We start from the raw sequence: 14,425 nt of genomic DNA on the forward strand, positions 1-14,425 counted from the left end.
GAACCGCCAGGTGACCAGGCTGTGACAGCTCCCTGCGATCTCTACGCGGCGGCAAGCCCAGTCCACCAGAAATGGCGCGCGGTTGCCACCCGAACCTTAGACCAATAGCGTCTAGCGCCTAGTAGCGGCGGTCATAATTAACCTGACTCATTGTGATTTACCAGGTTCCATCCCATTTGGCCGGACTAGGCTGACCTTATTAACCGTTCTGGATGATGCCAATGCTTTCTGTTCGTCACCGCCGTGCGATTCGCCTGGCCAGTCGTTTCATTGCGCCTTATCGCTGGCACGCGTTCGGTGCCTTGCTCGCGTTGATCGTCACGGCAGGTATCACGTTGTCCATGGGGCAGGGTATTCGCCTGCTGGTGGATCAGGGCTTCATGACCCAGTCACCGCACTTGCTCAATCAGTCCATCGGCCTGTTCATGTTGCTGGTGTTCGGCCTGGCGGTCGGGACCTTTGCGCGTTTCTATCTGGTGTCGTGGATTGGCGAACGTTGTGTCGCCGACATCCGCCGTCAGGTATTCAACCACTTGATTTACCTGCATCCCGGGTTCTACGAAAACAACCGCAGCTCTGAAATCCAGTCGCGGTTGACCGCCGATACGACGTTGCTGCAATCGGTAATCGGCTCTTCTTTGTCACTTTTTCTACGCAACCTGCTGATGGTGATCGGCGGTATCGTCCTGCTGTTTGTGACCAACCCCAAACTCACCAGTATCGTCGTCGTCGCTTTGCCTCTGGTGATCGCGCCGATCCTGATTTTCGGTCGCCGGGTACGCAACCTGTCGCGTTTGAGTCAGGACCGGATTGCCGATATCGGCAGTTATGTCTCGGAAACCCTGGGTCAGATCAAAACCGTGCAGGCCTACAACCACCAGTCTCAGGACGAGCGACGTTTTGCCTTGACCGTCGAAGAAGCGTTCGACACGGCACGCAAGCGTATTTTTCAGCGGGCCTGGTTGATCACATTGGTGATCGTGTTGGTGCTGGGCGCAGTCGGCGTCATGTTGTGGGTCGGTGGCATGGACGTCATTGCCGGGCGAATTTCTGCCGGCGAGCTGGCGGCGTTTGTCTTCTACAGCCTGATCGTCGGCAGTGCGTTCGGCACCCTGAGCGAAGTGATTGGCGAGTTGCAGCGCGCGGCGGGCGCAGCCGAGCGGATTGCCGAGTTGCTGCGTTCGGAAAACATCATCCAGCCACCCGGTACCGATCAGGTGACCTTGCCGGAGCGGGTGAAGGGGAATCTGGTGCTGCGAGATGTGCGGTTTTCCTACCCGTCGCGTCCCGAAAGCTATGCCGTCGACGGTCTGAACCTGACCATCAACGCGGGTGAAACCCTGGCGCTGGTCGGGCCGTCCGGGGCTGGCAAGTCGACGGTGTATGACCTGCTGCTGCGCTTTTACGACCCCGCCGAAGGTTCCATCCTGCTCGATGGCGTGCCGCTGACCCGGCTCGATCCGCTGGACCTGCGTCGTTGCTTTGCCCTCGTCTCGCAAACGCCGGCGCTGTTTTTCGGCAGCATCGAAGAGAACATCCGCTATGGGAAGCCGACGGCAACGCTGAGCGAGGTTCAGGAGGCGGCGAAAGTCGCCTATGCCCACGACTTTATCGAAGCCATGCCCCAGGGTTACCAGACCCACTTGGGGGACGGTGGCCTTGGATTGTCCGGCGGCCAGCGCCAGCGCCTGGCGATTGCCCGCGCGCTGCTGGTCGACGCGCCAATCCTGCTGCTCGACGAAGCCACCAGCGCCCTCGATGCCCAAAGCGAACACCTGATCCAGCAAGCCCTGCCAACGCTGATGAAGAATCGCACCACCCTGGTCATCGCCCATCGCCTGGCCACGGTGAAAAACGCCGACCGGATCGCTGTGATGGATCAGGGGAAACTGGTCGCGGTGGGCACGCATCAGGAGTTGATTGCCAGTAATGCGTTGTATGCGCGGCTGGCGGCGTTGCAGTTCAGTGATGGCAAGGCACCGGCCGAACTCTAGGGTATGGCTTGCCAGCGAAAGCGGTGCGTCAGGTGCACCGCGTTTCGCCATTCGTCAGTACGTCGACGCCCATACGATCATTGATCGTCGAAGTACCGCTCATGCCAATCCACCAGCGGTTGCGGTGAGTTGAGCTTCTGGCCGTAGATCACCGAATAAGACAGCACGTTCTGCACATACTGACGGGTTTCGTCGAAGGGGATGCTTTCCACCCACACGTCGAAACTCAGGTGGTCGGCGCCGCGCAGCCACTGGCGTACACGGCCGGGGCCGGCGTTGTAGGCGGCGGAGGCGAGGACGCGGTTACCGTTGAATTGACTGTGGACCTGGCTCAGGTACGCGGCACCGAGCTGGATGTTCTTGTCCGGCTCCAGCAACTGCTGGGGCGAGGCAAAGGGAATGCTGAACTTGCGCGCGGTTTCCTTGGCGGTACCGGGCATCAGTTGCATCAGACCCGACGCACCGACGCCGGAGCGGGCGTCATCCATGAAGGCGCTTTCCTGGCGAGTGATGGCGAATACCCAGCTCGAATGCAGGCCACGGTTTCTGGCTTCACGCACCAGGGATTCGCGGTGCGCCATCGGGAAGCGGATGTCCAGGTCGTCCCAATACTGAGCCTGACTGATTGTACGGATCGCCGGGAAATACCATTTCAGGTTGTAGGCCAGTTTGGCCTGGGCCACCATTTCCTCGCGACTGAAGTGGCGGCTGACGTGGTACCACTCGCGACGACCGTCGACAATTTGCCCGCGGGCATGAAACTCCAGGGCTCGGCGAATACCGGGGGTGTTGCGCACTTTGTTGATCGTCGCCTGGCTCAGCACCAACGGTTTGTTCGCCAGTGAATAGGGCGACTGCGAACGATCGGCGGCGAGGAAACCATAAAAGTCGCGTTCGCGGGCGAGGTTTTTATAGAGCGTCTGCGCTTCAGGGTTCTGCGGTTGCGCCAGTTCCAGGCTGCGGGCCTGCCAGTAGCGCCAGCGGTTGGTGGTGGCCAGGTCTTGCGGCAGGCGACGGGTCAGTTGATAGGCGTCGTCCCAGCGGGCCAGGCGCAGCAGCAGGCGCAAGCGCCATTCGGAAACGGTGTTGTCCCGCAGTTCCGGGTCGTACTTGGTCATGACGTCCAGCGCGCGACTGTCGAAGCGGCGCGCGAGCGTCAGGCCGATTTCACGGGCAATGGCCACTTTTTCGTCACGGGAAAAGTGCATGCTGCTGGCATAGCCATCGAGCAGATCCATGGCCTTGTCCGGATCCTGGCGGGCGAGGCGGCGCAGGCCAAGGCTGACGATGTCCGACATCGGTTCGTCGGCTGGCGTGAAACGCGACGGCTGATTGAGCAGCTCGGGCTTTTGCGCCACATCGATCAACAGGCGACCGCGAGGGGCGAGGGTGGTCAGGCCGTTGGCCAGGCTGCTGGCCAGCGGGTAGTTGCGCGACTGGGCGGCAAGCTTGGCGCGCTCCCAGCGTTTTTGCTCGGTCAACTGACCTTCGGCGGCCCACATGCCGAACAGTGCATCACAGGCGGCCGGCAGGGATTTGCCTGTCAGCCAGAGTTTGTTGGTGTTGGCGTAACCTTCGGACTTGAGGTTATGGCTGATCTGATACTGCGCATTCAGGCAGTCCAGTTCGGTGAAGTTCATCTTGGGGTCGTAATATTTGACGAACGTCTGCCAATCGCCGCGATCGGCCATCCAGCGCAGCCAGCGCAATTTCATCCAGTTGGCTTGTGGCAGGTCGCCATGTTCGGCGAGGAATTTTTCAATTTCGTCATTGCTCGCGGTTTTCAGGCGCGCGGTCAGTTCGTCATATGCCAGGTAGGGTTCCAGCGGGTAATCGCTGAGGGCCTGGCTGTAGCGGAAATAAGGACCGCTATCGCCCTTGGCCAGGGCACGTTTGGCTTCGTCGTAATATTGGCGCTGGGTAGACAGGTCCACCGCCTGGGCGGAATTAACGGCAGCGGCAGACAGTAAAAGACATGAAAAAAGCTTGAAAATGCGACTGCGCATGGGACGTCCGGGCAGAGAAATCATGAACAAGTGCTGACAATGCCAACACTTAATTAACTGTAGCTTAGCCTTTTGCCAGCAGGGGACGAAAGCTTTGCCCACCTGTCTGTATAAGTTCGCAACATTTGTTGTGCAGAGTGCTTCGACAGTGAAATTGCCGGCCTTCTGAGGCCTCAAGTCAGGTAGAATGCGCGCCCGGTTTTTGGAGAAGCTCATGACCCTGCTCAAATTCAGCGATGTGTCCCTTGCTTTCGGCGCTATGCCGTTGTTGGACAAGGTGTCCTGGCAGATCGCCCGTGGAGAGCGGGTGTGCATCATCGGCCGCAACGGCACTGGCAAGTCCAGCATGATGAAGCTCGTCAAGGGCGACCAGAAGCCCGATGACGGCTCCGTTTGGCGCGCACCCGGACTCAAGATCGGCGAATTGCCGCAAGAATTGCCGGTAGCCGACGAGCGGACCGTGTTCGACGTGGTGGCCGAAGGCCTGGACGGCGTGGGCGCATTGCTGGCCGAATATCACCACCTGAGCCAGAACATCGTCACTGACGCCGACCTGGACAAGCTGATGCACGTCCAGCACGATCTCGAGGCCCGCGATGGCTGGCGTCTGCAGACCCTGGTCGACAGCACCCTCAGCCGTCTGCAATTGCCCGCCGACAAGACCCTCGCCGAGTTGTCCGGCGGCTGGCGTCGTCGCGTGCTGCTGGCCCAGGCACTGGTTTCCGAACCCGACCTGCTGCTGCTCGACGAACCGACCAACCACCTGGACATCGGCGCGATCGCCTGGCTCGAAGAAGCGCTCAAGGACTTCCAGGGCGCCGTGCTCTTCATTACGCACGACCGTTCCTTCCTGCAAAACCTCGCGACCCGCATCCTCGAACTGGATCGCGGTGGCTTGATCGACTGGAACGGCGACTACGCCAGTTTCCTCGTGCACAAAGAGGCCGAACTGGCCGCCGAGGCGACCGCCAACGCGCTGTTCGACAAGCGTCTGGCTCAGGAAGAAGTGTGGATTCGCCAGGGCATCAAGGCTCGTCGTACCCGTAACGAAGGTCGCGTGCGCGCCCTGAAGGCGTTGCGTGTCGAGCGCAGCGAACGTCGTGAGCGTACCGGCAAGGCCAATATCCAGTTGGAAACGGCCGACAAGTCCGGCAAGCAGGTGATGGTCCTCGAAAATGTGAGCTTCGCTCACCCGGGCGGCCCGTTCCTGATCAAGGATTTCTCGATGGTGCTGCAGCGCGGCGACCGCATCGGTCTGCTGGGTGCCAACGGTACCGGCAAGACCACGCTGCTGAAACTGATGCTCAGCGGCTTGCAGCCCACCAGCGGCAAGGTGGAAGAAGGCACGAAGATCGATGTCGCCTACTTCGACCAGTTGCGCCATCAACTGGATCTGGAAAAAACCGTGATCGATAACGTCGCTGAAGGTCGCGACTTCATCGACATCGACGGCCAGAGCCGCCATGTCCTGAGCTACCTCGGCGATTTCCTGTTCAGCCCGCAGCGTGCCCGTACGCCGGTCAAGGCGCTGTCCGGTGGTGAGCGTGCCCGTCTGTTGCTGGCCAAACTGTTCAGCAAGCCGGCGAACCTGCTGGTCCTCGACGAACCGACCAACGACCTCGACGTCGAAACCCTCGAACTGCTGGAAGAGGTCTTGCTGACCTTCAACGGCACCGTGCTGATGGTCAGCCACGACCGGGCATTCCTCGACAACGTGGTGACCAGCACCCTGGTCTTCGAAGGTGAAGGCAAGGTTCGCGAATACGTCGGTGGTTATCAGGACTGGCTGCGTCAGGGCGGCTCGCCGCGCCTGTTGGGCGTGACCGAGAGCAAGTCCGGCAAGGCCGACCTGAACTCCGCCGTCGTCAAGGCCGAACCTGCGCCCGTCGCGGTGGCTGTCGAAGCGCCGGTGGCGAAGAAAAAGCTCAGCTACAAATTGCAGCGTGAGCTGGAAGCTTTGCCGGGGCAGATCGAAGCCATGGAGCAGCAGATCACTACCGTCGAGGCGCAGATGGCTGATGCTGGTTTCTACCTGCGTCCGGCCGCTGAAACCGCTGCGGTGATCGCTCAATTGGCGCAGTTGCAGGCTGAGCTCGACGTGATGGTCGAGCGTTGGGCCGAGCTGGATGCCTGATTGATCCTGCAATGAAAAAGCCCGGCTTCATTCGCATGAATGCCGGGCTTTTCATATGCCGTGCTGAATATCCTGCAGGAGCGAGCTTGCTCGCGATGAATCTGGAAGCTCCGCTGGGTGTCAGGCTTCCCGCGTTATCGTTGATGACCATCGCGAGCGAGCTCGCTCCTGCAGGGGGGGGGTGTCAGCTTTTGGTTTGCAGGCGCACCGCCAGCACATCGCAAGGCGCGCCGTGCAGTACATCGTTGGCGGTTGAGCCCAGCAGCAGTGCCAGGCCGTGTCGCCCGTGACTGCCGACCACGATGATGTCGCACCCTTGCTCCTTGGCCAGGTGGTGAATTTCCTGGCGTGGCTGGCCGTAGGTCAGGTGGCTGTACTCCCTGGACAGCTCCGGATATTTCACGATCAACCGGTCAAGACGCTCTTTGGCCTGATCGAATTGCTGTTGTTGCAGTTGTGACAGGTCCATCGGCACGTCACCGCCAAAGGCCATGGCCATCGGCTCGACAATGTGCACCAGGGACAATTTCGCACTATTGCTCACTGCCAGTTCGCGAGCACGGTGGATTACAGGGTCGCACTCTTCGGTTAGATCTACAGCGACCAGAATATGGTGGTAGGGCATGAGGTGCTCTCCTGAGGGTTGCAATATTGATAAGTATGGCTGGTTTCAAGCGTATTGGTTTCAAAGCGACTGAATACGCTCATCAAGAATCGGGAGTACAGATATGACGGTCTGGATAGTGGTGTCAATCCTGCTGGTGGTACTCAGTCCGCTGGCATGGTTGCGACCGTCTCGCCACCAGAGCGGCCGTATGGCCCTGCGCATGGAGGCGCGACGCATCGGGTTGGCGATGCAGCTCGCGCCGCAGGAATGGCCGCACTGGCTTGGCCAGGAGCCGCCCAACCCTTGTGCGCAGTACCACAGACCGCGGCGTGGCAATCAACCGGCGTGCTGGAGTTACTGGCAAAAATCACCGGGTGTTTGGGTGAATCAGTGGCAGGAAGTCTGTGAGGATCGGTCACTGCTCAATCATTTCGAAAAATTGCCAGACAATGTCTACAAGGTCGAAGCCGATAAACAAATGATCGCCCTGTATTGGGGTGAGAAGGGCGAAGCCGAGGTCTTGCAGCAAATCGATGCCACCCTCAAAGCCCTGGCCTGAAACACAATCCATGTAGGAGCGAGCCTGCTCGCGATGAACCTGAGAGCGCCACGGGGAGTCAGGTTCATCGCTGGCAGCCCGGCTCCCACAGGTTTTTATGCAGGCAATAAAAAGCCCGACAACATCATCGGGCGGGGTTGGCCAGGCAGGCCGGTAAATTCGGTGTGGGCTGATCTTACGCTGAGCGTTCGCCAAAAGCGTTCACATTTTTCTCCTGAGTCTCGCCAGCGTAGCTCGTTAAACACGGGCTGCCGCGAATTAGGGCGACTTTTCTAATGATTGATCCTATGAATGACTTCACATGCTTCGGCGTGTTGAAGGTCTTCGCTGTACGGAAATGACCGGAAAGTCGCGTTTCAACCCCCTGTTTCGGGCGATTGACAATTGTCGGAAATTCCGTGAAGGTGACGTACCCAAATCAAACGGGCGTATGAATTGAGCGTTTGTATTTCAGATCGCTCCTACAGAATCCCGACTATCGCGTTGGCGGGTGTGTCGGGTGGATAGGCGTAGCATCGACGTTTAACGTCCCTGCCGAGCCATTCGCCTGCGTCCGACGTGTACTGTTCAGCTTCCATATCGTGGAGATCAGTTGATGATTTACGAAGGTAAAGCCATCACGGTTAAGGCTCTTGAAAGTGGCATCGTCGAACTGAAATTCGACCTCAAGGGTGAGTCCGTCAACAAGTTCAACCGTCTAACCCTGAACGAACTGCGTCAGGCCGTAGACACCATCAAGGCAGATGCTTCGATCAAGGGTGTGATCGTCAGCAGTGGCAAGGACGTCTTCATCGTCGGCGCCGACATCACCGAATTTGTCGACAACTTCAAGCTGCCGGATGCAGAGCTTGTTGCTGGCAACCTCGAAGCCAACAAGATTTTCAGCGATTTCGAAGACCTCAACGTCCCGACCGTCGCCGCGATCAACGGCATCGCTCTGGGTGGCGGTCTGGAAATGTGCCTGGCAGCGGACTACCGCGTCATGTCCACCAAGGCCAAGATCGGTTTGCCTGAAGTCAAGCTGGGTATCTACCCGGGCTTCGGCGGTACCGTTCGCCTGCCGCGCCTGATCGGTGCCGACAACGCCATCGAGTGGATCGCCGCCGGCAAGGAAAACCGTCCGGAAGACGCGCTGAAAGTCGGCGCCGTCGATGCCGTGGTGGCTCCTGAAAAACTGCAGGAAGCTGCGCTGGAACTGATCAAACGCGCCATTTCCGGTGAGTTCGATTACAAGGCCAAGCGCCAGCCGAAGCTTGAGAAGCTCAAGCTGAACGCTATCGAGCAAATGATGGCTTTCGAAACCGCCAAAGGTTTCGTGGCCGGCCAGGCTGGCCCGAACTACCCGGCGCCGGTCGAAGCGATCAAGACCATCCAGAAAGCCGCGAACTTCGGTCGCGACAAGGCTCTGGAAGTCGAAGCCGCCGGTTTCGTGAAGCTGGCCAAGACCTCTGCTGCGCAGAGCTTGATCGGCCTGTTCCTGAACGATCAGGAGCTGAAGAAAAAGGCCAAGGCCTATGACGAAATCGCCAAGGACGTGAAGCAGGCTGCCGTACTCGGCGCCGGCATCATGGGTGGCGGTATCGCCTATCAGTCGGCTTCCAAAGGCACGCCGATCCTGATGAAGGATATCAACGAGCACGGTATCGAGCAGGGGCTGGCCGAAGCCGCCAAACTGCTGGTTGGCCGCGTCGAGAAAGGCCGCATGACCGCCGCGAAAATGGCTGAAGTGCTCAACGGCATTCGCCCGACCCTGTCCTACGGTGACTTCGGCCACGTCGACCTGGTGGTTGAAGCGGTCGTCGAGAACCCGAAGGTCAAGCAAGCCGTTCTGGCTGAAGTCGAAGACCAGGTCAAAGAGGACACCATCCTCGCCTCGAACACCTCGACCATTTCCATCAGCCTGTTGGCCAAGGCCCTCAAGCGTCCGGAAAACTTCGTCGGCATGCACTTCTTCAACCCGGTGCACATGATGCCGCTGGTCGAAGTGATCCGTGGCGAGAAGTCCAGTGAGCTGGCCGTTGCCACCACCGTTGCCTACGCCAAGAAAATGGGCAAGAACCCGATCGTGGTCAACGACTGCCCGGGTTTCCTGGTCAACCGCGTTCTGTTCCCGTACTTCGGCGGTTTCGCCAAGTTGGTCAGCGCCGGTGTGGACTTCGTCCGTATCGACAAGGTCATGGAAAAGTTCGGCTGGCCGATGGGTCCGGCCTACCTGATGGACGTGGTCGGCATCGACACCGGCCACCACGGTCGTGACGTGATGGCGGACGGTTTCCCGGATCGCATGAAAGACGACCGTCGTTCGGCCGTTGACGTGCTTTACGAAGCCAAGCGCCTGGGCCAGAAGAACGGCAAGGGCTTCTATGCCTACGAGACCGACAAGAAGGGCAAGCAGAAGAAGGTCGCCGATCCGTCGGTCCTGGAAGTGCTCAAGCCAATCGTGTTCGAACAGCGCGAAGTCACCGACGAAGACATCATCAACTGGATGATGATCCCGCTGTGCCTGGAAACCGTGCGTTGCCTGGAAGACGGCATCGTCGAAACTGCTGCCGAAGCCGACATGGGTCTGGTCTACGGTATTGGTTTCCCTCCATTCCGTGGCGGTGCACTGCGCTATATCGATTCGATCGGTGTTGCAGAGTTCGTTGCCCTGGCTGACCAGTACGCTGATTTGGGCGCGCTGTACCACCCGACCGCGAAGCTGCGCGAAATGGCCAAAAACGGCCAGAGCTTTTTCGGTTAAGCGCCCCCAACTAGAGTGAGAGTGAACTTATGAGCTTGAATCCTAGAGACGTCGTGATTGTCGACTTCGGTCGTACTCCGATGGGCCGCTCCAAGGGCGGCATGCACCGCAACACCCGCGCCGAAGACATGTCGGCGCACCTGATCAGCAAATTGCTGGAACGCAACGTCAAGGTCGACCCGAACGAAGTCGAAGACGTGATCTGGGGCTGCGTGAACCAGACCCTGGAGCAGGGCTGGAACATCGCCCGCATGGCGTCGCTGATGACCCAGATCCCGCACACCTCGGCTGGCCAGACCGTCAGCCGTCTGTGCGGCTCGTCGATGAGCGCGCTGCACACTGCCGCGCAAGCGATCATGACCGGTAATGGTGACGTGTTCGTCGTTGGCGGCGTCGAGCATATGGGTCACGTGAGCATGATGCACGGTGTCGATCCGAACCCGCACATGTCCCTGTACGCGGCGAAAGCTTCGGGCATGATGGGCCTGACCGCTGAAATGCTGGGCAAAATGCACGGTATCACTCGCGAGCAGCAGGATGCTTTCGGCATGCGTTCCCACCAACTCGCCCACAAGGCGACCGTGGAAGGCAAGTTCAAAGACGAAATCATCCCGATGCAGGGCTACGACGAGAACGGTTTCCTGAAACTGTTCGACTACGACGAAACCATTCGTCCGGAAACTACCCTGGAAAGTCTGGCGGCCCTCAAGCCGGCCTTCAATCCAAAGGGCGGAACCGTGACGGCGGGTACTTCGTCGCAGATCACTGACGGTGCTTCGTGCATGATCGTGATGTCGGCGCAGCGCGCACAGGACCTGGGTATCCAGCCTATGGCGGTGATTCGCTCGATGGCAGTGGCAGGTGTGGATCCGGCGATCATGGGCTATGGTCCAGTACCGGCCACACAGAAAGCACTGAAGCGCGCGGGCCTCGGCATCAACGATATCGACTTCTTCGAGCTCAACGAAGCTTTCGCCGCACAGGCCCTGCCCGTGCTGAAAGATCTGAAAGTGCTCGACAAGATGAACGAGAAGGTTAACCTGCACGGCGGCGCGATCGCCCTGGGTCACCCGTTCGGTTGCTCCGGTGCGCGTATCTCCGGCACTTTGCTCAATGTAATGAAGCAAAATGGCGGCACCTTCGGGGTTGCGACCATGTGCATTGGTCTCGGCCAAGGCATCTCCACCGTCTTCGAACGCGTTTAAGCGTCTCGCTGACGGAAGCCGGGGCCAAGTGCCCCGGTTTTTGTTTTTTCGGGTTTATTTTTATTTTTATTTTGAAAAGATTTGAGTGAGGGCCGAAGCATGCCGATACAACCTGGGCTCTACCAACATTACAAAGGTCCGCAGTACCGTGTATTCAGTGTTGCACGGCACTCGGAAACCGAAGAAGAAGTGGTCTTCTACCAAGCCCTGTATGGCGATTACGGCTTTTGGGTGCGTCCCTTGAGCATGTTCCTGGAGTCGGTCGAAGTTGACGGCGAGCAGGTGCCACGCTTTGCTTTGGTGCAACCCGAACCGAGTGTTTTTTCCAAGCCATAAGCTGAGTGCGCGCAAAACCCTGCGCTTGACCTCACCTTGTAGCCACTATATATAGCGGTGCCGCGTCAGGCGCCAACGCCTTTCACTTCTAGAATTCAGGAATTTTCTGATCCATGGGCAAATCGCTGGTCATTGTGGAATCCCCGGCTAAGGCCAAGACCATCAACAAGTATCTGGGTAACCAATACGTGGTGAAGTCGAGTATCGGCCATATCCGAGACCTGCCCACCAGCGGTTCGGCTAGCGCCAGCAAAGAGCCAGCCGCCAAGCGCGGCAAGGCCGCTGCGGGTGAAGCGCCGGCACTGTCGCCGAAAGAAAAGGCACGCAAGCAGCTGGTCGCTCGCATGGGGGTCGATCCCGAACATGGCTGGAAAGCCAAGTACGAGATCCTTCCGGGCAAGGAAAAGGTCATCGAAGAGCTGCGCCGGCTCGCCAAGGATGCTGACACCATCTATCTCGCAACCGACTTGGATCGCGAGGGGGAAGCCATTGCCTGGCACCTGCGCGAAGCCATCGGTGGTGACGACAGCCGCTACAAGCGCGTGGTGTTCAACGAAATTACCAAGAAGGCGATTCAGGAAGCTTTCTCCCAGCCGGGCGAACTGGACATCGATCGCGTGAATGCCCAGCAGGCGCGTCGTTTCCTCGACCGCGTCGTGGGTTACATGGTGTCGCCACTGCTGTGGGCCAAGATTGCCCGTGGCCTGTCCGCCGGTCGTGTGCAGTCGGTTGCGGTGAAACTGGTGGTCGAGCGTGAGCGTGAGATCCGCGCGTTCATCCCGGAAGAATATTGGGAAGTTCACGCTGACCTCGGCACCGCCAAGGGTGCAACCGTGCGTTTCGATGTCGCTCGCGAGAAGGGCGAAGCCTTCAAGCCGCTCAACGAAGCCCAGGCCATGGCCGCGCTGGAGAAGCTCAAGGCTTCCAGCTACAGCATCGTCAAGCGCGAAGACAAGCCGACCAGCAGCAAGCCGTCGGCCCCGTTCATCACCTCCACCCTGCAGCAGGCCGCGAGTAACCGCCTGGGCTTCGGTGTGAAGAAAACCATGATGATGGCCCAGCGTTTGTATGAAGCCGGCTACATCACTTATATGCGTACCGACTCCACCAACCTCTCGGCTGACGCCGTGGCGATGGCGCGTACTTATATTGAAGGCGAGTTCGGCAAGAAGTACCTGCCGGAAACGCCGAACGTCTATAGCAGCAAGGAAGGCGCGCAAGAGGCTCACGAAGCGATTCGTCCGTCCGACGCCAACACCGAGCCAAGCAAGCTCTCGGGCATGGAACGTGACGCCGAGCGCCTCTACGAGCTGATCTGGCGCCAGTTCCTCGCTTGTCAGATGCTGCCGGCCCAATACTTGTCGACCACGGTCACCGTCGGTGCCGGTGACTTCGAGTTGCGTGCCAAGGGCCGTATCCTCAAGTTCGATGGTTACACCCGCGTCATGCCGCAAATCGCCAAGCCGGGTGATGATGACGTACTGCCGGACATGGGTCAGGGCGACGCGATGAAGCTGATCAAGCTTGATCCGACCCAGCACTTCACCAAACCGCCGGCGCGTTATTCGGAAGCCAGCCTGGTAAAGGAAATGGAAAAACGCGGCATCGGTCGTCCTTCGACCTATGCGGCGATCATTTCGACCATCCAGGACCGCGGGTACGTGGCGCTGCACAACCGTCGTTTCTATTCGGAAAAGATGGGTGACATCGTCACCGAGCGTCTGGCCGAAAGCTTCTCCAACCTGATGGACTACGGTTTCACTGCCGGCATGGAAGAGAATCTCGATGACGTGGCCCAGGGCGAACGCGACTGGAAAAACGTACTTGACGAGTTCTACGGCGACTTCAAGAAAAAACTCGAAGTGGCCGAAAGCCCGGAAAACGGCATGCGTGCCAACCAGCCGGTGATGACCGATATTCCGTGCACGACCTGCGGTCGCCCGATGCAGATTCGTACTGCATCGACCGGCGTGTTCCTCGGTTGCTCGGGCTACAGCCTGCCACCGAAAGAGCGCTGCAAGGCCACCGTCAACCTGGTTCCCGGCGATGAAATCGCTGCGGACGACGAGGGTGAGTCGGAGTCCCTGGTGTTGCGTGGCAAGCATCGTTGCCCGATCTGCAGCACGGCGATGGACGCTTATCTGCTCGACGAGAAGCGCAAGCTGCACATCTGTGGTAACAACCCGGATTGCGCGGGCTACGAAATCGAAGAGGGCACCTATCGCATCAAGGGCTACGAAGGTCCGAGTCTGGAGTGCGACAAGTGCGGCAGCGAGATGCAGCTCAAGACCGGCCGTTTCGGCAAGTTCTTCGGTTGCACCAACCCGACGTGCAAGAACACTCGCAAACTGCTCAAGAGTGGTGATGCGGCGCCGCCGAAGATGGATCCGGTGAAGATGCCTGAGCTGAAATGCGAAAAGGTCAACGACACCTACATCCTGCGCGACGGTGCGTCCGGTCTGTTCCTGGCGGCCAGCCAGTTCCCGAAAAACCGTGAAACTCGTGCGCCACTGGTCATGGAAATCTTGCCGCACAAGGATGAGATCGATCCAAAGTATCACTTCCTCTGCGAAGCGCCGAAGAAGGATCCGGACGGCCTCCCGGCAGTGATCCGTTACAGCCGCAAGACCAAAGAGCAATATGTGCAGACAGAGGTCGACGGCAAGCCGACTGGCTGGAAAGCGTTCTACGACGGTGGCAAGTGGAAGGTCGAGGACAAGCGACCGGCTGCGAAGGCGTAAAATCGCAAGACATTGCAGGAACGAGCTCGCTCGGGATGAGCGAGAGAGCAGCGCGGGCATTCTGAAGGCCCGCGTCATCGTTGGCGTCCATCGCGAGCTC

The 14,425-nt window shown here is 59.1% G+C and carries 9 protein-coding genes; 7 read left to right on the forward strand and 2 right to left on the reverse strand.

Annotation, left to right across the window (positions count from 1 at the left end; genetic code table 11):
• The first annotated feature begins 212 nt into the window (after positions 1-212).
• The gene (locus ACX3YF_RS17135) at positions 213-1,994 is read left to right on the forward strand and encodes an ABC transporter transmembrane domain-containing protein (RefSeq protein WP_458973969.1); all 1,782 of its coding nucleotides are present in this window, start codon (positions 213-215) and stop codon (positions 1,992-1,994) included.
• 77 nt (positions 1,995-2,071) lie between these two features.
• Here ACX3YF_RS17135 and ACX3YF_RS17140 read toward each other — a convergent pair whose 3' ends face one another.
• Entirely contained in the window at positions 2,072-4,000 is a 1,929-nt protein-coding gene (locus ACX3YF_RS17140) for a transglycosylase SLT domain-containing protein (protein WP_458944559.1), read from the reverse strand.
• Between the two features lie 214 nt (positions 4,001-4,214).
• On the opposite strand from ACX3YF_RS17140, the gene ACX3YF_RS17145 reads away from it, so the two are divergent.
• A complete protein-coding gene (locus ACX3YF_RS17145; protein WP_288098338.1) occupies positions 4,215-6,134 on the forward strand; it encodes an ATP-binding cassette domain-containing protein in 1,920 nt (639 codons plus the stop codon).
• A 184-nt stretch (positions 6,135-6,318) separates the two neighbouring features.
• On the opposite strand, the gene ACX3YF_RS17150 is transcribed toward ACX3YF_RS17145, so the two are convergent.
• Positions 6,319-6,759: a universal stress protein gene (locus ACX3YF_RS17150; protein ID WP_130205896.1), complete on the reverse strand. Its 441-nt coding sequence runs from the start codon at positions 6,757-6,759 to the stop codon at positions 6,319-6,321.
• A gap of 103 nt (positions 6,760-6,862) precedes the next feature.
• On the opposite strand from ACX3YF_RS17150, the gene ACX3YF_RS17155 reads away from it, so the two are divergent.
• The 5 genes from ACX3YF_RS17155 (at position 6,863) to topA (ending at position 14,325) form a co-directional block, all read left to right on the forward strand.
• On the forward strand, positions 6,863-7,300 hold the full coding sequence (locus ACX3YF_RS17155) for a hypothetical protein (RefSeq protein ID WP_130205898.1): 438 nt from the start codon (positions 6,863-6,865) through the stop codon (positions 7,298-7,300).
• 595 nt (positions 7,301-7,895) lie between these two features.
• A complete protein-coding gene (fadB, locus tag ACX3YF_RS17160; protein WP_288098336.1) occupies positions 7,896-10,043 on the forward strand; it encodes a fatty acid oxidation complex subunit alpha FadB in 2,148 nt (715 codons plus the stop codon).
• A 29-nt stretch (positions 10,044-10,072) separates the two neighbouring features.
• The gene (gene fadA / locus ACX3YF_RS17165) at positions 10,073-11,248 is read left to right on the forward strand and encodes an acetyl-CoA C-acyltransferase FadA (protein WP_047531371.1); all 1,176 of its coding nucleotides are present in this window, start codon (positions 10,073-10,075) and stop codon (positions 11,246-11,248) included.
• Positions 11,249-11,347: 99 nt separating this feature from the next.
• A complete protein-coding gene (locus tag ACX3YF_RS17170) occupies positions 11,348-11,584 on the forward strand; it encodes a DUF1653 domain-containing protein (RefSeq protein WP_130205902.1) in 237 nt (78 codons plus the stop codon).
• A gap of 113 nt (positions 11,585-11,697) precedes the next feature.
• Positions 11,698-14,325, forward strand: coding sequence for a type I DNA topoisomerase (gene topA, locus ACX3YF_RS17175; RefSeq protein WP_130205904.1), 2,628 nt, complete (start codon positions 11,698-11,700; stop codon positions 14,323-14,325).
• The last annotated feature ends 100 nt before the right edge of the window (positions 14,326-14,425 follow it).

The sequence above is a fragment of the Pseudomonas fluorescens group sp. PF-69 genome, from assembly GCF_054481235.1.

Coding starts and splice junctions, on each gene's coding strand:
- ACX3YF_RS17145 (WP_288098338.1), top strand. CDS start 4,215: ATGACCCTGCTCAAATTCAGCGATGTGTCCCTTGCTTTCGGCGCTATG.
- ACX3YF_RS17155 (WP_130205898.1), top strand. CDS start 6,863: ATGACGGTCTGGATAGTGGTGTCAATCCTGCTGGTGGTACTCAGTCCG.
- ACX3YF_RS17170 (WP_130205902.1), top strand. CDS start 11,348: ATGCCGATACAACCTGGGCTCTACCAACATTACAAAGGTCCGCAGTAC.
- ACX3YF_RS17140 (WP_458944559.1), bottom strand. CDS start 4,000: ATGCGCAGTCGCATTTTCAAGCTTTTTTCATGTCTTTTACTGTCTGCC.
- fadB (WP_288098336.1), top strand. CDS start 7,896: ATGATTTACGAAGGTAAAGCCATCACGGTTAAGGCTCTTGAAAGTGGC.
- ACX3YF_RS17135 (WP_458973969.1), top strand. CDS start 213: ATGATGCCAATGCTTTCTGTTCGTCACCGCCGTGCGATTCGCCTGGCC.
- fadA (WP_047531371.1), top strand. CDS start 10,073: ATGAGCTTGAATCCTAGAGACGTCGTGATTGTCGACTTCGGTCGTACT.
- topA (WP_130205904.1), top strand. CDS start 11,698: ATGGGCAAATCGCTGGTCATTGTGGAATCCCCGGCTAAGGCCAAGACC.
- ACX3YF_RS17150 (WP_130205896.1), bottom strand. CDS start 6,759: ATGCCCTACCACCATATTCTGGTCGCTGTAGATCTAACCGAAGAGTGC.